Source organism: Castellaniella daejeonensis (assembly GCF_039523555.1).
Lineage (GTDB): Bacteria > Pseudomonadota > Gammaproteobacteria > Burkholderiales > Burkholderiaceae_B > Castellaniella > Castellaniella daejeonensis.
This window is the reverse complement of record NZ_BAAAFN010000006.1, coordinates 351845-372236: the sequence shown is the minus strand read 5'-3', so window position 1 is coordinate 372236 and position 20392 is coordinate 351845. Positions and strand designations below refer to the sequence as shown.

At 68.1% G+C, this 20392-nt stretch carries 14 protein-coding genes and 2 tRNA genes; 5 read left to right on the top strand and 11 right to left on the bottom strand.

Features of this window, described 5'->3' with window-relative positions; genetic code table 11:
* The 9 genes from ABD022_RS03615 to rnr form a co-directional block, all read right to left on the bottom strand.
* Positions 1–1391 (bottom strand): helicase HerA-like domain-containing protein (locus tag ABD022_RS03615; protein ID WP_343820078.1); only part of this gene is annotated, 1391 nt, incomplete at its 3' end.
* A gap of 25 nt (positions 1392–1416) precedes the next feature.
* A complete protein-coding gene (selD, locus tag ABD022_RS03610) occupies positions 1417–2478 on the bottom strand; it encodes a selenide, water dikinase SelD (RefSeq protein WP_343820077.1) in 1062 nt (353 codons plus the stop codon).
* Positions 2479–2514: 36 nt separating this feature from the next.
* Positions 2515–3591 carry a tRNA 2-selenouridine(34) synthase MnmH gene (mnmH, locus tag ABD022_RS03605; protein ID WP_325126933.1) on the bottom strand — a complete coding sequence of 359 codons (1077 nt, stop codon included), beginning with the start codon at positions 3589–3591 and terminating at the stop codon, positions 2515–2517.
* A gap of 58 nt (positions 3592–3649) precedes the next feature.
* Positions 3650–3725 (bottom strand) — tRNA-Val (locus ABD022_RS03600).
* 85 nt (positions 3726–3810) lie between these two features.
* Positions 3811–5616: a monovalent cation:proton antiporter-2 (CPA2) family protein gene (locus ABD022_RS03595; RefSeq protein ID WP_343820075.1), complete on the bottom strand. Its 1806-nt coding sequence runs from the start codon at positions 5614–5616 to the stop codon at positions 3811–3813.
* Between the two features lie 81 nt (positions 5617–5697).
* Positions 5698–5976, bottom strand: a complete 279-nt coding sequence (locus ABD022_RS03590; RefSeq protein WP_043681629.1) for an HU family DNA-binding protein — start codon at positions 5974–5976, stop codon at positions 5698–5700.
* A 255-nt stretch (positions 5977–6231) separates the two neighbouring features.
* Positions 6232–7473 carry a cystathionine gamma-synthase family protein gene (locus ABD022_RS03585; RefSeq protein WP_325126940.1) on the bottom strand — a complete coding sequence of 414 codons (1242 nt, stop codon included), beginning with the start codon at positions 7471–7473 and terminating at the stop codon, positions 6232–6234.
* Between the two features lie 114 nt (positions 7474–7587).
* Complete coding sequence (gene rlmB / locus ABD022_RS03580) at positions 7588–8340, bottom strand: 23S rRNA (guanosine(2251)-2'-O)-methyltransferase RlmB (RefSeq protein ID WP_325126942.1); 753 nt, start codon at positions 8338–8340, stop codon at positions 7588–7590.
* Between the two features lie 115 nt (positions 8341–8455).
* Entirely contained in the window at positions 8456–10894 is a 2439-nt protein-coding gene (gene rnr, locus ABD022_RS03575) for a ribonuclease R (RefSeq protein WP_325126944.1), read from the bottom strand.
* A gap of 108 nt (positions 10895–11002) precedes the next feature.
* On the opposite strand from rnr, the gene ABD022_RS03570 reads away from it, so the two are divergent.
* From ABD022_RS03570 to ABD022_RS03550, 5 genes are all read left to right on the top strand, one after another.
* Positions 11003–11087: transfer RNA gene (locus tag ABD022_RS03570), tRNA-Leu, on the top strand.
* A gap of 173 nt (positions 11088–11260) precedes the next feature.
* Positions 11261–12031 carry an SDR family NAD(P)-dependent oxidoreductase gene (locus tag ABD022_RS03565; protein WP_343820065.1) on the top strand — a complete coding sequence of 257 codons (771 nt, stop codon included), beginning with the start codon at positions 11261–11263 and terminating at the stop codon, positions 12029–12031.
* A gap of 220 nt (positions 12032–12251) precedes the next feature.
* The gene (locus ABD022_RS03560; RefSeq protein ID WP_343820064.1) at positions 12252–13100 is read left to right on the top strand and encodes a substrate-binding periplasmic protein; all 849 of its coding nucleotides are present in this window, start codon (positions 12252–12254) and stop codon (positions 13098–13100) included.
* Between the two features lie 7 nt (positions 13101–13107).
* Positions 13108–16164: a hybrid sensor histidine kinase/response regulator gene (locus ABD022_RS03555; RefSeq protein WP_425545196.1), complete on the top strand. Its 3057-nt coding sequence runs from the start codon at positions 13108–13110 to the stop codon at positions 16162–16164.
* On the top strand, positions 16161–18389 hold the full coding sequence (locus tag ABD022_RS03550) for an EAL domain-containing response regulator (RefSeq protein ID WP_343820062.1): 2229 nt from the start codon (positions 16161–16163) through the stop codon (positions 18387–18389). The genes ABD022_RS03555 and ABD022_RS03550 overlap by 4 nt, the downstream gene beginning before the upstream one ends.
* Positions 18390–18457: 68 nt before the next feature.
* On the opposite strand, the gene ABD022_RS03545 is transcribed toward ABD022_RS03550, so the two are convergent.
* Both ABD022_RS03545 and ABD022_RS03540 read right to left on the bottom strand, forming a co-directional pair.
* A complete protein-coding gene (locus tag ABD022_RS03545) occupies positions 18458–19426 on the bottom strand; it encodes an ABC transporter permease (RefSeq protein WP_325126954.1) in 969 nt (322 codons plus the stop codon).
* Entirely contained in the window at positions 19423–20391 is a 969-nt protein-coding gene (locus tag ABD022_RS03540) for an ABC transporter ATP-binding protein (protein ID WP_325126956.1), read from the bottom strand. The genes ABD022_RS03545 and ABD022_RS03540 overlap by 4 nt, the downstream gene beginning before the upstream one ends.
* Position 20392: the final 1 nt, after the last annotated feature.

Here is a 20392-nt window from a genome sequence, read left to right as displayed (position 1 = left end):
GGTCCGGTAGAGCCGAACAGGAAGTCGCCCAGGACCCCGGTGATGCCGTTGTCCTGGGGGGGCGGCGCTTCGGCACCGGCCTTTGCCGCGCCCCGGTCTGCGCCGGGTCCGGCCTGGGCGCGCTGCAGCAGGACCTCGTAGGCGGATTCCCGGTCCATGGCCTGGTCGTACTTGCCGGCCAGCATCGAAGCGCCCAGCAGTGCCTGGCGCTCCGCCGCCGTGGCGGGTCCGATGCGGCTGCCGGGGGCGGAGATCCAGACGCGCTGCGTGGGGGTGGGCTGCCCCTTGGGGTCGAGCAGGGACACCAGGGCCTCGCCCACGGCCAGTTCGGTGATCGCGGCCTCGATGTCCAGCCCGGGATTGGGCCGCATGGTCTGCGCGGCGGTCTTGACCGCCTTCTGGTCGCGGGGAGTGTAGGCGCGCAAGGCATGCTGCACGCGGTGGCCCAGCTGGCCCAGCACGGTGTCGGGGATGTCGGTGGGGTTCTGGGTGACGAAGTACACCCCCACCCCCTTGGAGCGGATCAGGCGCACGACCTGCTCGATCTTTTCCAGCAGGGCGTCCGGCGCGTCCTTGAACAGCAGGTGGGCTTCGTCGAAGAAGAACACCAGCTTGGGTTTTTCCAGGTCGCCGACTTCGGGCAGGCGCTCGTACAGGTCGGCCAGCATCCACAGCAGGAAGACGGCGTACAGGCGCGGGGACTGCATCAGGCGGTCGGCGGCCAGGATGTTGACCATGCCGCGCCCCTGGGCGTCGGTGCGCATCCAGTCGAAGACGTCGAGCATGGGCTCGCCGAAGAACGTCTCGGCGCCTTCGGATTCCAGGCGCAGCAGACTGCGCTGGATGGCGCCGACGGAAGCCGAGGATACCTGGCCGTAGCGGGTGCGCAGTTCGGCGGCGTGGTCGGCCACGTACTGCAGCATGGAGCGCAGGTCCTTGAGGTCCAGGATCAGCAGGCCTTCGTCGTCGGCGACGCGGAAGGCCAGGTTCAGCACGCCTTCCTGGGTGTCGTTCAGGTCCAGCATGCGCGACAGCAGCAGCGGCCCCAGGTCGGACACCGTGGCGCGGATCGGGTGGCCCTGTTCGCCGAAGATGTCCCAGAGCGTGGTCGGGCTTGCGCCCCAGGCGGGCTCGGGCAGGCCCAGGTCCGCCAGGCGCTTGGCGAGCTTGGGCGACGCGGTGCCCGTCTGGGAAATGCCGGAAAGGTCGCCCTTGACGTCGGCCATGAAGACCGGCGTGCCGATGCGGGAGAATGATTCGGCCAGGACCTGCAGTGTGACGGTCTTGCCGGTGCCCGTGGCGCCGGTGATGCAGCCGTGGCGGTTGGCCAGTTGCGGCAGCAGGGCGGCCTGGATGTCGGCGTTGCGGGCGATGATCAGGGGATCGGCCATGGGAACTCCGAGGGTGGGGACTGAATCAGGATACCCGAATATGGGCGGGGCCGGCTTCCAGGCGCCCGATGCGGGCGGCCTGTGCGAAGCCGTCGGCGCGCAGCAGGGCAAGGACCTCGTCGGCGGCCTCGGGCGCGCAGGCGACCAGCAGGCCGCCCGAAGTCTGCGGGTCGGTGAGCAGGGCGCGGGCCTCGTCGGGCAGGCCGGCATCCAGGGAAACCTCGGCGCCGCAGGCGTTCCAGTTGCGTTCGGACGCGCCGGTGCGGATGCCATCCCGGGCCAATGCGGGCGCGGGCGCCAGCCAGGGCAGATCGGCGTAGGACACCTCGGCGCGCAGGCCCGAGCCCCGGCACATTTCCAGGGCGTGGCCCAGCAGGCCGAAGCCGGTCACGTCGGTCAGGGCGTGCACTGCTTCGAGCCCGGCCAGCCGCGCCCCCGGCGTGTTCAGACGGGTGGTGCTGTCGATCATGGCGCGGTAGCCATTGGCATCGAGCCGGCCCTTCTTGAGGGCGGCCGACAGGATGCCCACGCCCAGCGGCTTGCTCAGGATCAGCGCGTCGCCCGCGCGGGCGCGGTCGTTGCGCTTGATGTGGTCCGGGTGCGCCAGGCCGATGACGGCCAGGCCGTAGATCGGTTCGACGGAGTCGATCGAATGCCCGCCGGCGATGGGGATCCCGGCCTGCTGGCAGACCGAGGCGCCGCCGGCCAGGATGGCGGCGATGGTGTCGTGCGGCAGGGCCTTGATCGGCATGCCGACGATGGCCAGCGCCAGGATCGGGCGTCCGCCCATGGCATACACATCGGACAGCGCGTTGGTGGCGGCGATGCGGCCGAAGTCGTGCGGGTCGTCGACGATGGGCATGAAGAAATCGGTCGTGGCGATCAGGGCCTGCTCGTCGTTGATGCGGTAGACGGCCGCGTCGTCGGACGATTGGGTGCCCACCAGCAGGTCGGGGAACGATCCGGCGGGCAGGGCGTCGCGCATCAGGCGCGCCAGCACGTCCGGGGCGATCTTGCAGCCGCAGCCGCCGCCATGGGACAGGGAAGTCAGTCTGGGAATGGAAGTCGTGGGATCGGAAGCGTTCATGGAAATCGGGAATCCGGGAAAACGGGAAACGGGGGTTCAGGCCGGGACGCGCAGTTGATCGATCAGGGCGCGTGCCTGGGCGTGGCCGTCGTCCGCGGTGGGGTCGTAGTCGAACGTCATGGCCAGGTCCAGGCCGGCGTAGTGGGAATTGCTGCTGCGGAGGTAGGCCGGGTCGTAGTGGGCTTCGACCAGGGCCTCGAACAGTTCGGCGCGCCGGTCGGCGGCGATCAGGGCCTGCCATTCGCGCACCGTCTGGCGGCTGTGCAGGCCGATCAGCCGTTCCAGAGTCAGGCCGAAGGCTTCGGGCGCATCGAACAGGTGGGCGTAGTCCTGCAGCAGGAATGCGATCCGCTGGGGCAGGGCCGCCTGCACGCGCACGCAGCGGCCCGCGTGCATGGCGCGCAGCAGGGCCTCGGGCAGGCTCAGTTGGCCGATGCGCCGGCTTTCGGCTTCGACGAAGACCGGGCGGTCGGGGTCCAGGGCCTCGATGGCCTGGAGCAGGGCGGATTCGAAGCCCCGCTGGCTGGGCTGCGGCTGGTCCGGCAGCGCGCCCAGCAGCGAGCCGCGATGGTGCGCCAGGCCTTCCAGGTCCAGGATCTGGGCGCCGGCCGCGCCCAGCGATTGCAGCAGGCGGGTCTTGCCCGAGCCGGTGGGGCCGGTCAGCACGATGCAGTCCAGACCGGCCGGGCGTTCGGCGAGCGTGTCGATCACGTGGCGCCGCCAGGCCTTGTAGCCGCCGTCCAGCTGGCGCGCGCGCCAGCCGATCAGGTTGAACCAGGCGGTCATGGATCCCGAGCGCTTGCCGCCGCGCCAGCAGTAGATCAGTGGCCGCCAGCTGCGCGGCCGGTCGGCGAAGATCGTCTCCAGGTATTCGGCGATGTGGCGTGCGACCAGCGCGGCGCCCAGGCGCGTTGCCTTGAAGGGCGATTCCTGGGCGTACATGGTGCCGATCAGGACGCGTTCCTCGTTGCTGAGCACCGGGGCGTTCAGGGAGCCGGGGATGTGGTCGTCTTCGTATTCGGCCGGCGTGCGCACGTCGACGATCTCGTCGAACTGACCGAGGGCGTCCAGGCCGCAGCGCTGCGAGCCCTGGGGATGCGGTGTGGGATTCATGGCGGAGATTGTAAATCCGCCGGGGCGTGGGTGCCGTGCCGGAAGGGGGCCGGGGATGTGGTGGGTGCTGAGGGGTTCGAACCCCCGACCTACGCCGTGTAAAGGCGCCGCTCTACCAACTGAGCTAAGCACCCGGATGCTGCTCCGGGCAGACCTGGCGGTTCGCCAGGCGCAGGGGCGCATTATATAGGGGCGTGCGGGCGGGCGGCAATCCGGCGCTCAGGCAATGCCGTCTTCGGGCGGACGGGCGTCCCGCTTCCGGCCGTGGCGCGGCGGATCGATGCGGTCGATGTCGCCCAGCAGCAGCGCGCGGCCCGCGAAGGTGCCGCCGGCCGTTTCCAGGGCGAAGCGTTCGGCATCCCTGCCGCGGACTTCGGCCTCCAGCTCGTCGGCCTCCTGTTCCGTGGCGCCCATGGCCAGGACCGCCTGGCGCCCCATCGTCAGCGCCGCCTCGAAGGTTTCCCGCACCACGTGGTCGGCGTCGAGCCGGACGAGTTCCAGCGCATGCTCGCGATCGAAGGCGCGCACGACCAGCCGGGTGTGGGGGCATTCGCGTCGCGCGTTCTCTACGATGCGCGTGGCGGCGGCCTGGTCGTCCACGCAGACGAGGATGACGCGGGCATGCCGGGCGCCGGCGGCGCGCAGCACGTCGGCGCGGGCGCCGTCGCCGAAGTGGACCTTGAAACCGTAGCGCGCGGCGTTGCGGATCACATCGGGATCGTTGTCGATGATGGACAGTTCGGCGCCCCGGGCCAGCGGACTCTGGCTGGCGATCTGCCCCACGCGGCCGAAGCCGATGATGAGCACGTTGCCCCGCAGGTCCCGGGGGGCCTCGACGCCGTCGAGCGAGGCCGGCTCGGGGCGTGCGCGGCGCCTGAGGATGGTTGCCACGAGCGGCGTGATCGCCATCGAAAGCACGATGATCGCCGTCATGTCGGCGCTCATCGCCGGACTGATCACCGTGAGCCGGAGCGCCTCGGCGAACAGGACGAATGCGAATTCACCGCCTTGCGCCATCAGGGTGGCGCGGTCGACGGCTTCGGCATGACGGCTGCCGGCCAGACGCGCCACTGCGTAGATGCACAGCGCCTTGGTCAGCATCAATGCGGCCACCCCCAGGCAGATGAACCGCCAGTCGCGCGCCACCACGTCCAGGTCGAGCGTCATGCCCACGCCCAGGAAGAACAGTCCCAGCAGCAGGCCGCGGAAAGGCTCGATGTCGGTTTCGAGCTGATGGCGGAAGGACGATTCCGACAGCAGCACCCCGGCCACGAACGCGCCCATGGCCATGGACAGGCCGCCGAGTTCCATCAACAGCGCCGCACCCAGCACCACCAGCAGCGCAGCGGCCGTCATCACTTCGCGCGCCTTGGCCTTGGCCAGCATGCGAAACAGGGGATTGAGCAGCCACAGCCCCGCCGCGGTCAGCACGCCCAGAGACAGCAAGCCGGTGCCGATGCGCTGCCACAGCGGCGCTGCGGCCGCCGGCACGGCACCGGCCGGCGCCAGGAAAGCCACTGCCGCCAGCAGCGGCACGATCAGCAGGTCTTCGAACAGCAGGATGGAGACGATGCGCTGGCCGCGCGGCGCCAGGATGTCGCCGCGTTCGGCGAGAACCTGCATGACGATGGCGGTGGATGTCAGCACGAAACCGGCGCCGCCGACGAATGCGGCCTGCCAGGGAAAGCCGGCGGCGACGCCCACTCCGGTGAGCAGCAGGGCGCACAGGACGACCTGCAAACTGCCGAGCCCGAAGATCTGACCGCGCAGGTTCCACAGGTGCGAGGGCTTCATCTCCAGCCCGATGATGAAGAGGAACATCACCACGCCCAGCTCGGCCACGTGCAGGATGGTCCTGGCGTCGGCGATCAGGCTCAGGCCGTAGGGCCCGATGACCAGCCCCGCCGCCAGGTAGCCCAGCACGGACCCCAGGCCCGCGCGCTTGAACAAAGGCACCGCCACGACCGCGGCGCCCAGCAGCGTGACCATGCCGATCAGTTGGCTCGCGTCTCCTTCGGTTGCCATGGCGTGTTCCCTGTGTGAGAGCGGTCCTGTGACGAAAAAGGCCACCGACGGTGCGGTGGCCTTTTGCATGAAGCGCCGGATTTACTTGGCGTTCACGGCATCCTTCAGGGCCTTGCCCGGGCGGAACTTCGGCACACGGGCCTTCTTGATCTTGATTTCTTCGCCGGTGCGCGGGTTGCGACCGGTGCGGGCGGCACGTTCGGACACCGCGAAGGTGCCGAAGCCGACCAGGGTGACCGAGCCCTTTTTCTTCAGGGTGGTCTTCACGGCGCCCACGAAGGCTTCCAGGGCGCGGCCCACATCAGCCTTGGAGAGATCGGTCTTGGAGGAAATATGCTCGATCAGCTCGGTCTTGTTCATTGATGAAATACCCCTGAGGTTTATTGTGTTCTGGCGGACGATCCGCCAGCTGTTTGATGGATGATGCTCTGTCGCAGCCAAGCCGATCCGGTTTCCTCGACCGCGAAGCGGGGGGATGCATGCCGGTTCGAAGGCTAAGCTGTATTAAGCCTTCGAACGGCGGGAGTGTCAAGAACAAATCACTGGAAACCCGCATGTTTCCTGAAGTTTGTTAATAATCCCAACGCCGGATAGGGGAATACCCCGAACCCGGAATCAGCCCAGGGCAGCATCCAGGGCCTGCGAGAAATCGCCGATCAGATCGGCTTCGTCTTCGATCCCCACCGAGATGCGCAGGAACCCATCCGGGATGCCCATCAGGGCGCGGCGTTCGGGACCCATTTCATAATAGATGGTGTGGGCGGCGGGCAGCACCAGCGTGCGGTTGTCGCCCAGGTGGGTGGCCAGGGCCGCGACGCGCAGGCGGTTCAGGCATTCGAAGACATCCACGTGGTCGTGCAGTTCCACGCCCAGCAGGCCGCCGTAGCGGCCGCCGAACCATTGCGTGGCCCGCTCGTGCTGGGCGTGGCTGGCCAGGCCGGGATAGCGGACCCGGCTGACCAGCGGGTGCGTTTCGAGAAAGCGCGCCAGGGCCAGGGCGTTCGAGCAGATGCGGTCCATGCGCAGCGCCATGGTCTCGGCGCCGGCAGCGATGCGGTGGGCCACGTCAGAGGACAGCGTGCCGCCCATGTCGCGCAGACCCTTTTTCTTGATCTGCAGCAGGCCCCAGCCGCGCGGGTCGCCCTTGCGATACTGCTCGTAGATGTGCGGGAAATCGGACCAGTCGTACAGCCCCGTCTGGGTGACCGCGCCGCCCAGGGCGTTGCCGTGTCCGCCGATGTGCTTGGACAGGGAATTGATCACCAGGGACGCGCCGAAGTCGCGGCCCGGTGCGAGATAGGGCGAGGACAGCGTTGTGTCGACCACGTAGACCAGCTTGTGCGCGCGGCACAGATCGCCGATTGCCTTCAGGTCGGCGACCTGGGTGCCGGGGTTGGCGATGGTCTCGACGAAGACCATGCGGGTGTTGGGCCGCAGCGCCGCCTCGACCTGGGTGGCGTCGGTTGCGTCCACCAGGCTCAGTTCCACGCCGAAGTTTTCCAGCGTCATCAGCAGGCTGTTGGTATTGCCGAAGATGTATTTGCTGGCGACCAGGTGGTCTCCCTGGCGCAGCAGGGCGAAGAACGTGGCGTTCAGCGCCGCCATGCCGGTGGCGAAGGTCACCGTGGCCAGGCCGTGTTCCATGTCGGTGATCTTGCCTTCCAGCGAAGCCGTGGTCGGCGTTCCCTGGCGGGCGTAGGTGTAGCCTGCCTTGCCCTGGAATACGGCGGCCAGTTCGCGTGCGTCGGCATAGGCGTATTCGGTGGACGGGTGGATGGGCTGGTGGATGGCGCCGTGCTCCAGCTGGGCGCGGTGGTCGGCGTGAACGAGCCGGGTGGTGAAGCCTTGATCGGACATGGGAAGGCGATGCGGTCGGATTGAAAGGAAAAGAGGCGCCGCCCGGGCGGCTGCGCCGGCCCGGACATTATGCGCTTTTTTTGGCCAGGGACGCCCCGGCCGGGCCGCGCGGGCTCAGGCCGGCGTCAGACGCTGGCGCACGGTTTCGTACAGGCAGACCGCGCTGGCGACGCTGACGTTCAGGCTTTCGACCGAACCCTGCATGGGGATGGACACGAGTTCGTCGCAGGTTTCCCGGGTCAGGCGGCGCATGCCTTCGCCTTCGGCGCCCATCACCCAGGCCATGGGGCGGCGCGCATCGACCTGGTGCAGGCTGTGCGTGGCTGCGTCGTCGGTGCCCACCAGCCAGATGTCGCGCTCGCGCAGCGCGCGCAGGGTGCGCGCCAGGTTGGTGACCATCAGGTAGGGCACGGTATCGGCCGCGCCGCAGGCCACGCGCTGGACCGTCGCGTTCAGGCCGACCGCCCTGTCCTTCGGGGCGATCACGGCGTGCACGCCGGCGGCATCGGCCGTGCGCAGGCAGGCGCCCAGGTTGTGCGGATCGGTGACGCCGTCGAGCACCAGCAGCAGGGCCGGTTCGCTGCGGTCTTCCTGGGCGTCCAGGACTTCGTCCACCGACACGGCCAGGGGCCGGGGGCGGGCCAGGGCGACGATGCCCTGGTGGCGCACACCGTGGGCCAGCCCTTCCAGCCGCTGCGCGTTGGCGGCGTGCCAGCGCACGCCGGCGGCTTCCAGTTGCTCGATGCAGCGTTGCATGCGGGCATCCTGGCGCGCGGTGTCCAGGTAGACGTCGCGGATGGAGTCCGGGGCATGGCGCAGGCGCGCCTGCACGGCGTGGAAGCCGGCCAGGATTTGTTGGGATGACATGTGGGGCTAGGCTGTTCTGGATTGGCGGGGCCCGCCGCATCGGGCGGCGGGTTTCCTGCACGGGATTGTAGTGCGGACGAGGGCCGGGACGGCACAACGGCCGGGGCCGGCCTGATCAGGTCCGTCGTTTGCGCGGGGTCTCCTTGCGCGCATCGCGCTTGGCCTCGGCGCGGCGCTGGCGGGCTGTGGTGCCGCGCAGGGCGGCGGGTTTGGCGCCGGCGGCCTTTTTGTGCGAACGCCCGGCGGGGCGGGCTTCGCCTTCGATCTCGGCCTGCAGCGATTTGAAGTCTTCGCCCTTGACCGGACGGAAGTCGATGCGCCGGGCTTCCAGGTCCACGCGGGAAACCTGGACCTGGAGTGCGTCGCCCAGCTGGTAGCGCAGGCCGGTGCGCTCGCCGCGCAGTTCGTTCAGGGCCTCGTTGTACTGGAAATAGTCGCTGCCCAGCTCGGAAATGTGCACCAGGCCTTCCACGTAGAGCGTGTCCAGCGTGACGAACACGCCGAAGCTGGTGACGGCGCTGATCCGGCCGCTGAAGACTTCGCCGACGTGTTCGCGCACGAACCAGCATTTCAGCCAGGCCTCGACATCGCGCGAGGCCTCGTCGGCGCGCCGTTCGCGGGCCGAGAGCAGCGCGCCCAGGGCTTCCCAGGTGTCGTGTTCGCGGATCCTGGCGGGCAGGGCGGGGTCGATGACCAGGCCTGGAGGCGTCTCGGGCTGGTAGCGCCGCTGGTGCAGGATGCCCCGGATCACGCGGTGGACCAGCAGGTCCGGGTAGCGCCGGATGGGCGAAGTGAAGTGCGCGTAGTGCTGGTAGGCCAGGCCGAAGTGGCCGGTCTGCTCGGGGCTGTAGATGGCCTGCTGCATCGAGCGCAGGCACATGGTCTGGATCGAGGCGAAGTCGGGCCGTGCGCGGCTGGCCTGGATCAGGCGGGCGTAGTCGGCGGTCGAGGGGTCGTCGCCGCCTTCCAGGGTCAGGCCCAGGTGGCGCAGGAAGTCGCGCAGCGTCTGCAGTTTTTCCGGCGTCGGGCCGTCGTGTACGCGGAACAGTGCCTGGGCCTTGTTGCGCACGATGAAATCCGCCGCGCAGGTATTGGCCGCCAGCATGCATTCCTCGATCAGGCGGTGGGCATCGTTGCGCGTGTAGGGCTCGATGCGTTCGATGCGGCCCAGGGGGTTGCAGACGATGCGGGTCTCGATCGTGTCGAAGTCGATGGCGCCGCGCTTGCGGCGGGCCTGCTCGAAGGACTGGAACAGGTCGTAGGCCGTCTGTACGTGGGGCAGCAGGTCGCCCAGGTTCTGCGCCGCCGGGCCGCTGGGCTGCTGCAGGGCCGCCCAGATGTCGGTATAGGTGGTGCGGGCGTGGGAATGGATGACGGCTTCGTAGAACTGGTAGGCGGTGACGGTGCCTGCCTTGGCGCCGCCTGCCGGGATCATCATGTCGCACACCATGACCAGGCGGTCCACGTCCGGGTTCAGCGAGCAGATGCCGTTGGACAGGGCTTCCGGCAGCATGGGGATGACGCGGCGCGGGAAATACACGCTCGTGCCGCGGTCCAGTGCGTCTTCGTCCAGGGCGGTGCCGGGCCGGACATAATGGCTGACGTCGGCGATGGCCACCAGCAGCCGCCAGCCGGGCCGCGCGCGCTTGGGCGTGCCCAGGTCGGCCGGCATGCAGAATACGGCGTCGTCGAAGTCGCGGGCGTCCTCGCCGTCGATGGTGATGAAAGGCACGTCGCGCAGGTCGATGCGTCCGGCCCAGTCTTCCGCGCGCACGTGGTCGGGAATCGATGCCAGCTGCCGTCGTGTGGCGTCGGAGAATTCCACCGGCACGTCGAATTTCCGCACGGCGATCTCGATTTCCATGCCGGGGTCGTCGATCTCGCCCAGGACCTCGATCACACGCCCCAGGGGCTGGATGTGGCTGGCCGGCTGGCGCAGGATCTGCACCGTGACCACCTGCCCGGGCTCGGCTCCTGCCGTATCCTGGGGCGCGATCAGGATGTCGTGCTTGATGCGCTGGTCTTCGGGGGCGACGATGAAGGCGCCGCGTTCCTTCAGGAAGCGGCCGACCAGTTTCAGCGTGCGCCGTTCGACGACCTCGACGATGACGCCTTCGGGGCGGCCGCGGAATTCGCCGGACTCCTTCACCCGCACCCGGTCCCCATGCAGGACCTTGCCCATTTCGTGGGGCGACAGGAAGAGATCCTGGCCGCCCTCGTCGGGAATCAGGAAGCCGAAGCCGTCCCGATGCCCCTGGACGGTACCGGTAATGAAGTGGGTGTTGTTGCAGATTTGCAACCTTCCCTGGGGGTTGTAGCGCAGCTGGCCGTCGCGTTCCATGGCCTTGATGCGGCGGATGAAGCCCGTGGACAGGGGGATCGTGGCGTGGGTCGCGTCGGCCAGGGCTTCTGGTGACAGGGGTTTGCCGGCTTTGCGCAGGGCATCCAGCACCTGCTCCCGGGACGGCACGTCGGGATCGAAATCAAAGGGGAGACTGTTCGCTGGCGGGGTGGAAGCGTCGCGGTTATTGTCGTTGTCGGTTCGCTTTTTCAAAGGCTATTTGCATCCAAAAAAATAGTATTGTATAGTTCTGTCTTCGCTGAACGACGCGCTCTACAGCACGACGGATCGGCGAAAGCAATAGCATACACGTTATGCTGTGCCCAGGTGGCGGAATTGGTAGACGCGCATGGTTCAGGTCCATGTGCCGCAAGGTGTGGAGGTTCGAGTCCTCTCCTGGGCACCACTCTTATTCGGAAAGGCCCCGTGAATTCGTTCACGGGGCCTTTTGCTTTGGCGCGCCGACCCGTCCTGGGCTCGGGGCGGCTACCCGGGGTATTCCTGCGTGGCGACGGTGTAACATCACCGGCTTGGACGCCGGTGACGAAACCGGCCTGCAGCGGAGCATTCAGAGGACTTATGAACGATTCCACTCAAGCACAGATAGCCCTGGTGACCGGGGCTTCCGCGGGCTTCGGCCGGGCGATCTGCGAACGCTTCCTGCGCGACGGCTATCGGGTGATCGCCGCCGCGCGCCGGATGGAACCCCTGCTGGAACTCCAGAGCAGGCATGGCGAGGCCCTGCTGCCGGTGTCCCTGGACGTTCGGGACGAGCAGTCGATCGCCGCCATGAAAGAGTCCTTGCCCGTGCATTGGCGCGACATCGATGTGCTGGTCAACAACGCCGGCCTGGCGCTCGGCACCGAAAAGGCCCAGGAGGCCGTCCTGCAGGACTGGCGGACAATGATCGACACGAACGTCACCGGCCTGGCGCTGGTGACGCACGCCTTCCTGCCGGGCATGGTGGCCAGAAAGCGCGGGCTGATCGTCAACATCGGTTCGGTGGCCGGCAAATATCCCTATCCGGGCGGCAATGTCTATGGCGCCACCAAGGCCTTCGTGGCGCAATTCAGCCGCAACCTGCGTGCGGACCTTGCGGGCACGGGCGTGCGGGTCACGGATGTGCAACCGGGTCTGTGCGGCGATACGGAATTTTCCCTGACCCGCTACCGGGGCGACCGGCAGAAGGCGGACGCGGTCTATGCCGGCGCCCATCCGCTGGTCCCGGAGGACATTGCGGAAACCGTGGCCTGGGTGGCCTCCTTGCCGCCGCGCGTCAATGTCAATGCGGTGGAGGTCATGCCGACTTCGCAGTCCTTCACGGCGTTGACCATCACCCGGGATCAGTGAGCGCGCCGCCCACCGCGGGCGGGTGCTCATCCGTGGCCGGCCTGGACCAATACGGGTAATCCTCGTGATACTTTGATACATGCCCTGTGCTATCCTGGGTCACTCCTCGATGCGCTTGTGCTGGGGGCGCGGGCGCATCCGACGACAACCCGAGGGGAGGGTCTGGGTGCAACGTTTGGTGGCTAACAAAGGATCCTGCGTCCGGCGATGGGCGGTTTCCATGTGCAGGCTGCTGTCGGCCTTGCTGGCCGCTGTTGGAATCACGGGCGCGGCGCATGCCGCGGACCGGACCCTGAACTACTACCCCGTCGGTCCCATCTACGAATACCGCTGGAAGGTCCTCGAACTGGCGCTGGATCATGTCCGGCAGGCCGAAGGCGCGACGTTCGATCTGCAGCCCTTCAGCCAGGACGTCAGCCAGAACCGTGCCGTCAGCCTGCTGCAGACCGGATCGATCGATATCATCGCGCTGGGCACCAACGCAGAACGCGAAGCCAGGATGCTGCCGGTCCGGTTCGACATTTCCCGTGGGGTCGTCGGCTACCGGGTGTTCCTGATTTCGGCTTCCGACCAGGAACGCATTGCGCGGATGGATGACGAAGCCTTCAGGACCGACCTTACCTTCGGGCTGAATGCGCAGTGGGCCGACGTGTCCATCATGCGGGCCAATGGCTACACGGTACTGACCTCTTCCGATTATGAAAGCCTGTTCGGCATGCTGGCGGCGCATCGTTTCGATGCGCTGCCTCGAGGAATCGGCGAAGCGACGGTCGAACTGAACGCCCGGCAGGATACCTACCCCCAGCTGACCATCGAAAAGACCCGGGCGCTGTTCTTCCCTTATCCCATCTATTTCTGGGTGAACCACAAGGATGCGCAGCTGGCCGCCCAGATCGAGCGGGGACTCAATGCGGCCCTGGCCGACGGCTCCTTGCGCAAGCTGTTCGAGACTTATTACGCCTCGATGATCAAGGACCTGCGCCGCAGCCAGCGCCGGGTCATCCGGCTGGACAACCCCCTGTTGTCTCCGGAGGCGGCGGCGATCGATACGAAATGGTGGTGGCGCTGATGTCCGGGTGGTTCGGTTGAAGACGCAATCCACCCTGTCCAGGCGCCTGCTGCGCTTCATGCTGCCCTGGTACCTGCTGGCGACCGTCGCCATGGTGGCGGTGCAGCTGGGGATCCAGTATGTCGGCATCAGCCGGTCGGTCGGCGACGATCTGGCCTCGCTGGGGCAGACAATCGAATCCTCCGTCACCAATGCCGTCTGGGAATTGGACCGCGACCAGATGATCCGTGCCCTGGATGGCCTGCGGCAGAATGAAATCGTGTCCGGCGCGCGGATCGAGTCGGCCGAGGGCGATCTCCTGGTCGATAGCGGCTGGCCGCGCGAATCCGCCGATGCACCCGCGCCGGAGTTCTTCGTGCGGGGGCAGTCGGCCTCCATCCCGTTGCGCCATGCCGTGTCGGGCGGTCAGATCCAGGAGATCGGGGTATTGCGGCTTCATACCGAGCCGTCGGTGATCTGGGGCCGGCTCAAGTACGGTTTTGCGGTGGCACTGCTCAATTCGATCGTGCTCAGTGGCATCCTGTGGCTGCTTTTCGTCTGGACGATCCGCCGCCAGCTGTCGAATACGCTGACGGCCGTCGTGGCCGCGGTGAAGAGCTGGCGTTTCGGCGCCGATGAAACCGCCTCCCAGCCGCTGGCCTACCCGTATTCCGACGAACTGGGCGAGCTGGTGGACGCCTTTCACGAGAGCCGTCGGCGCCTGTCGGCCTCGATGCGGGATCTCGATGCGTTGAACCGCGACCTGGAATCCATTGTCGAGGCCCGGACGCGGGAATTGCAGCTGGCCAAGGAAACCGCCGAGTCCGCCACGCGCGTGAAGGCCGATTTCCTGGCCACCATGAGCCACGAGATCCGCACGCCCATGAACGCCATCCTGGGGATGCTGTACCTGGCCCTGAAGGACGACATGCCGTCCGGTGTGCGTGGACGGCTGGTCAAGGCCCAGGGCGCCGCGCAGTCGCTGCTGGGCATCATCAACGACATCCTGGATTTCTCCAAACTGGAAGCGGGCAAGCTCGCCGTCGAGCAGGTCGAGTTCGATCTGGAACTGGTGCTGGAACGGCTGGTGGACGCGGTCGGCCTGCAGGCGGAAGCCAAGGGTGTGGAACTGCTGATCCGGCACGATCCGGCCATTCCGACCCTGCTGGTGGGCGATCCGCTGCGGCTGGGGCAGATCCTGCTGAACCTGTGCGGCAACGCCGTCAAGTTCACCGAGCAGGGTGAAGTCGAGCTGGCCCTGCATTGCCTGGAGCGGGACGAGGACGGCGTCAAGGTCCGGGCGTGCATACGCGACACCGGCATCGGCATGACACCCGAGCAGGCTCGCACGCTGTTCCAGAAGTTCACCCAGGCCGATCAGTCCATGACGCGCCGCTACGGCGGCACGGGCCTGGGGCTGGCGATCTGCAGCAGCCTGGCCGAATTGATGGGGGGGCGGCTGTGGGTGGAATCCTCCGCCCCGGGGCAGGGCACGACGATGTGCTTCACCGTGCGGCTGGAAGTGGCGCGGCAGGCGCAGACACAGCAGCGCCAGTTGCTGGAACGGATCGGTTCCCGGCTGCGCGGCTGGCGGGTGCTGGTGGTCGACGACAATCCGGTGTCGCTGGAAATCCTGTCCGAGATGCTGCTGTTCTTCCAGCTCGACGTCGGCACCGCCAGCCATGGCACGCAGGCATTGACCATGCTTCGCCAGGCCAGCGGCCAGCCGTACGACCTGGTCCTGATGGATTGGCGCATGCCCGGGATGCATGGCGACGAGGTCGCGCGGCGCATCAAGGCGGATCCCGCCATCGCGCATCAGCCGAAGATCGTGATGGTCACTGCCTACGGCACCGAAGACGTCATGCGGCGGGCGGAGCAGGCCGGCATGGATGGCTTCCTGATCAAGCCGGTCTCGCCCTCGTCGCTGCTGGACACGGTCCTGTCCGTGCTGGGTCAGGGCCGGCTGCCGGGCCCCGACGCCGCCGCGCCGGGGGCAGGCGCGCGTGCCGGGAGTCCCCGCCTGGCCGGCGCCCGGATCCTGCTGGTCGAAGACAACGACATCAATCGTGAATTCGCGGGGGAACTGCTGCGCGGCGAGGGCATTTCGGTGGACGAGGCCGTCAACGGGGAAGAGGCCCTGGACCGTGTGCAGCGCAAGCATTACGACGCCGTGCTGATGGACATCCAGATGCCCGTCATGGACGGCCTGCAGGCGGCCAGGCGCATCCGGCAGCTGGGAAAGGCCTCGGGCGGTGCGCGTTTCGCCGCCTTGCCCATCATTGCCATGACGGCGCTGGCCATGTCGTCCGATGCGCAGGCCAGCCAGGAAGCCGGCATGAACGATCACATCGCCAAGCCGATCGATCCCGACCACCTGCTGGCGACGCTGGCCCGTTGGGTGGAATTGCCCGCCGATCGGGTGAGCTTGCTGCCGCCTGCACGGCCCGCCGATCCCGACGGCGGAGCGGGCGGCCTGCCTGCCGAGCTGCTGACGCTGACGCACCTGGACGCAGCCGACGGCGTGCGCCGCATCGGCGGCCGGGTCGAACCCTACCGCAAGCAGTTGCGGCGCTTTCATGCGCAGTATGGCGACGCGATCGCGGTACTGCGGCACCTGCTGGCCCAATCCGATCTGGCCGCGGCCGAGGCGCATTGCCACATGCTCAAGGGCGTGGCCGGCAACATCGGTGCGCGCGCGCTGTTTGCCCACGTATCAGAGATCGACGTCCAATTGAAGCAGGACGTGATTCCCGATGCCGGACTGCTGGATACGGCGGAAACGCTGCTGCGCGGCGTGCTTGCCGACATCGAATCCTTCTCCGGCTCTGAAACGCAGCCTTCGCCGTCGTCAGAGCCATCGTCGCCCGCGGTCCTGCGCGACCTGGTCGGGCGCCTGAAGGAAGCGCTTGGATCCGACCTCGGGGCCGTCGAGGCCCTGCTCGACGATCTGGCCCGGGGCGTGTCGGGCACTCCCTTGCAGGCCCCCGTGGCAGAGATCGCCGGGCGGATCGACCGGTTCGATCTCGATACCGCGCTGGCGCTGCTGGAATCCCTGCCCATCCCATCGGAGAATCCTTCGTGAACGCGACCCCTCCGCAGGCCGGCCCGGCCGTCGGCACCGACGAACGCCCCCGGCTGCTGATCGTCGACGACGCGTCCGTGAACCTGCACACGCTGATCGGCATGTTCCGGGACGAATACGCGATTTCCGCCGCCACCAGCGGCCGCAAGGCCCTGGAGCTGGCGCAGCGCGAGCCGCGGCCCGACCTGATCCTGCTCGACATCCAGATGCCGGACATGGACGGCTACGAGGTGCTCACGGCCCTGAAGCAGGACGCGGCGACGGCGGACATCCCGGTCATCTTCGTGACCGCCCTGGCCGAGGCGGCCGACGCGGCGCGCGGCCTGCTGATGGGCGCGGCCGACTACGTCACCAAGCCCATCAATCCGGAACTGTTCCGCGTGCGGGTCAGGAACCAGCTCGAACTGATGCGCTATCGACGCATGCCCATGGCGTTCGACCTGGCGGTGCAGGCCCGCGATGCGCCGCAGCCGACGCTGCTGGTGGTCGATGACGTGCCGGAAAACATCCACGAGCTGCTGTCGGCCCTGCGCGGCGAATTCCGCATCCAGGTCGCCGGCGACGGCGCACGGGCGCTGGAAATCATCCAGGGGCCGACGCCTCCCGACCTGGTGCTGCTCGATGTGGTGATGCCGGGCATGGATGGCTACGAAGTCTGCCGGCGCATCAAGTCCACGCCGGCCGGCCGGCGCATCCCGGTGATGTTCGTCACGGTGGTCGACGACACGCGCGACAAGGTCCGCGGGTTCGCCCTGGGCGCTGCCGATTACATCACCAAACCCTTCGACATCGATGAGGTTCGCGCGCGGGTGCGCGCCCATCTCGAGCTGGCCCGCCTGCGCCTCTTCCTGGAAGACCTGGTGGCCCAGCGCACCGTCCTGCTGCAGGTCAGCGAGGAAAAATACCGCATCCTGGCCCACCGCGATCCCCTCACCGGCCTGCCCAACCGGGTGCTGTTCGCTGAATTGCTGGCCCACTCGATCCAGATGGCCCAGCATGCTTCCATGCGCTTCGCCCTGTTGTGCCTGGACCTGGACAAGTTCGCCACCATCAACGAAACCCTGGGGCATGGACTGGGCGACCGTGTGCTGGTCCAGGTGGCCCAGCGCCTGCGCAGCCTGCTGCCGGAGCGCGATGCCCTGGCCAGGGTCGGCGGCGACGAGTTCTATGTCATCCTGGACCGGGACCAGGGCGAGCGGGGCGTCACCCTGGCCGGGCAGGGCATGCTCGATGCTCTGGCAGCCCCGTTCACCCTGGATGGACAAGCCATCTACGTGAACGCGACCATCGGCGTGGCGCTCTACCCGGAAGATGGCACGACGGCAAGCGAACTGCTCAGCCGGGCCGATGCCACGCTGCACCAGGCCAAGGCGGACGGGCGGGGCAGCCTGCGTTTCTTCTCGCCCGAGATCATGCAGCGCGCCAAGGAACGCCTGTCGCTCGAAGCCGAGATGCGGCGCGCGCTGGAGCGGGGGGAGTTCCGGGTGTACTACCAGCCGCAGCTGCACCTGGGCAGGTGCGAGGTGACGGGGCTGGAGGCGCTGGTGCGCTGGGAGCATCCCGAACGCGGCCTGATCGCGCCCGGCGCGTTCATTTCCCTGGCCGAGGAAAGCGGCCTGATCGTGCCGCTGGGGAATTGGGTCCTGCAGGAAGTGGGCCGCCAGATGCGCGCCTGGACCGACGAGGGCAAGGCGCCCGGCTATGTCGCCGTGAACCTGTGCGCGCTGCAGCTCGGCTGCGTGGACCTGGTCGATGCCGTGCGCGCCGTCCTCGATGCAAACCGGCTGCCGCCGGATTGCCTGGAACTGGAAATCACCGAAAGCTGCCTGATGGCCGATCGCGGCCGCGCCATCGAAACGCTGGAAACCCTGCGCGGCATGGGCGTGCGCCTGTCCATCGACGACTTCGGCACGGGCTATTCTTCGCTGTCCTATCTCCAGCATCTCCGCGTGCACCGGCTCAAGATCGACATGTCGTTCGTCCGGGACCTGGAGACCAATCCCGGCAACCTGTCCATCGTGACGGCGATCATTGCCCTGGGCCACGGCCTGGCGCTGGACGTCGTGGCCGAAGGCGTCGAGACGCCGGAGCAACTGGCGCATCTGAAGCGCCTGGGCTGCGACCTGATCCAGGGTTATCTGGTGGGCCGGCCGGCCCCCGCTCCCGATGCGATCGATCTGCGCCTGGGCCCGGGCCACCCCGTGGCGGAACTGCTGCGCGCCTGAATCGATGCGGGGCCCGCGCCCGGCCCGTAAGCATCCCGGGCCGGGCACCGCCACCGCCCTGGTCTTGCCTATGCCCGGACCTCCTGCCGCTGGAACGCGATGTAGGCCAGGGTGAACAGCAGCACGACCGCCGCGATCAGGCCCGTGAACTGCGGCCAGACGATGGCCAGGCTTTCGGACAGGGGCAGCGGGCTGCCCAGCAGCGCACCCTGCAGCTGCGACAGGAACACCGGCCCCAGGCTGCGCGTGGATGGGCTCAGCAAGGTGATGGCGGTGTCGTTGAACAGCGTGGAAGGCGAGACATGCAGCAGGCCGTCCTGCCAGGCCAGGGCATGCGGATCGAGCCCGCCCGCCATCAGGATCGCCAGGTCGGGCGGGGCAATCAGGCGGGCCAGCGCGGGCGCCAGCATGGGCCACAGCAGGGCGCAGAACAGCCACAATCCCAGGGCGACCAGGGCCGAGGTCGATGCCGAACGGAACATCACCGAGCACAGCAGGGCGACGGCCAGCCAGACGCCCGCATAGGCCAGGGCCGCGGCCAGGAACGCCAGGGAACGGACGACTTCCTCGCCGCTGGGGGGCACGCCCAGCAGGATCAGGCCAGCACCCATGACCAGCAGCCAGAGGCACACCAGGCTGATGGCCAGCGCCGCCAGGCCGGCCAGGAACTTGCCCAGCAGCAGGGCATCGCGGTAGAGGGGCTGCGACAGGATGCGGCTCAGGGTGCGGCGGTTGTATTCGCCGTTGATTGCGTCGAAACCCAGGCCGATGGCGAGCAGGGGGATCAGGAACCCCAGCAGGGCGGCGAAGGACGGCAAGGGTGCGCGCGTATCCGTGAACAGGCGCAGGAAGACGAAGGGATCCGACGAGGTCGTCTGGCGGATGCCTTCGATGGCGCCGTACAGGGCCGCCGCCGCGGTCAGGACGACCAGCCATTCCAGCAGCCGCATGCGGGCGCTGCCCAGGTGGTCGGCCAATTCCTTGGACAGGACGGCGCCCAGGCCGTGCCAGGGCGAGCCGATGCGGGTCGTGCTCATGTCGGGGTGTCCTCCGTGAAGGTCTGGCGATAGATGCGGTCCAGGCTGGGGGTGTCCACGGCCAGGTCGCGCAGCTGCGCGCCGGCCAGGACCGCCGCCTGCGCGGCCTGGGCGCGCACGTCGTGCTCGGCCTGCAGGACATAGTGGCCCGGCGCCGCGGCGTGCACGCCGCCCACGCCCGAGACGGCGGCCAGGACGGACCGCAGGTCGGGACCGTCGGCATGGATGTGGACCTCGTGGCTGTGTCCGCCCAGCACCTGGCGGGCCAGGTCGCGGACCGGTCCCATCAGCGCGATGCGCCCGGCGCTGAACAGGGCGACGCGATCGCAGATGCGCTGCATCTGATCCAGCAGGTGCGAGGACAGCAGCACCGTGACGCCGTCCTCGCGCAGGGATTCGATCATGCGCAGGAAGGCTTCGGTGGATTGCGGATCCAGGCCCGAGGTGGGTTCGTCCAGGATGGCGATGGCGGCCCGCTTGAGCAGGATTTCGGCCAGCCCCAGGCGGCGGCGCATGCCGTGGGAAAACGTCCCGGCGCGCTGGTCGATGCGGTCCAGCAGCTTGACGCGTTCCAGGGCCTCGGCGATCCGGTCGTCCCGTTCCCGTGCGGGGATGCCCAGGAGCCGCGCGGTGTAGCGCAGGTTGTCGCGCGCGCTCAGGTGGTCGTAGAAGCCGACCGAGTCGGGCATGTAGCCGACCTGGCGCTTGACGGCGAGCGGATTGCGCCAGGGGTCCTCGCCCAGCACGCGCACCTGGCCGCGCGTGGCCTCGGTCAGGCCCAGCAGCATCAGGATCGTGGTCGTCTTGCCTGCCCCGTTGGGGCCGAGCAGGCCGAAGACCTCGCCGGGCCGCACCTGGAAATTCAACGACTGGACCACAGTGCGGCTGCCGTAGTCCTTGCCCAGTCCCCGGGCATCGATGGCGGGGGCGTCGCGGGGCGGAAGAGGCGCTGCAGTTGCATTCATG

Bases quoted from the DNA above. Each gene is read 5' to 3' on its own strand.
- ABD022_RS03540 (WP_325126956.1), bottom strand. From the start codon at position 20,391: ATGAATGCAACTGCAGCGCCTCTTCCGCCCCGCGACGCCCCCGCCATC.
- ABD022_RS03590 (WP_043681629.1), bottom strand. From the start codon at position 5,976: ATGAACAAGACCGAGCTGATCGAGCATATTTCCTCCAAGACCGATCTC.
- ABD022_RS03545 (WP_325126954.1), bottom strand. From the start codon at position 19,426: ATGAGCACGACCCGCATCGGCTCGCCCTGGCACGGCCTGGGCGCCGTC.
- ABD022_RS03565 (WP_343820065.1), top strand. From the start codon at position 11,261: ATGAACGATTCCACTCAAGCACAGATAGCCCTGGTGACCGGGGCTTCC.
- ABD022_RS03560 (WP_343820064.1), top strand. From the start codon at position 12,252: ATGTGCAGGCTGCTGTCGGCCTTGCTGGCCGCTGTTGGAATCACGGGC.
- ABD022_RS03595 (WP_343820075.1), bottom strand. From the start codon at position 5,616: ATGGCAACCGAAGGAGACGCGAGCCAACTGATCGGCATGGTCACGCTG.
- mnmH (WP_325126933.1), bottom strand. From the start codon at position 3,591: ATGAATCCCACACCGCATCCCCAGGGCTCGCAGCGCTGCGGCCTGGAC.
- selD (WP_343820077.1), bottom strand. From the start codon at position 2,478: ATGAACGCTTCCGATCCCACGACTTCCATTCCCAGACTGACTTCCCTG.
- ABD022_RS03585 (WP_325126940.1), bottom strand. From the start codon at position 7,473: ATGTCCGATCAAGGCTTCACCACCCGGCTCGTTCACGCCGACCACCGC.
- rlmB (WP_325126942.1), bottom strand. From the start codon at position 8,340: ATGTCATCCCAACAAATCCTGGCCGGCTTCCACGCCGTGCAGGCGCGC.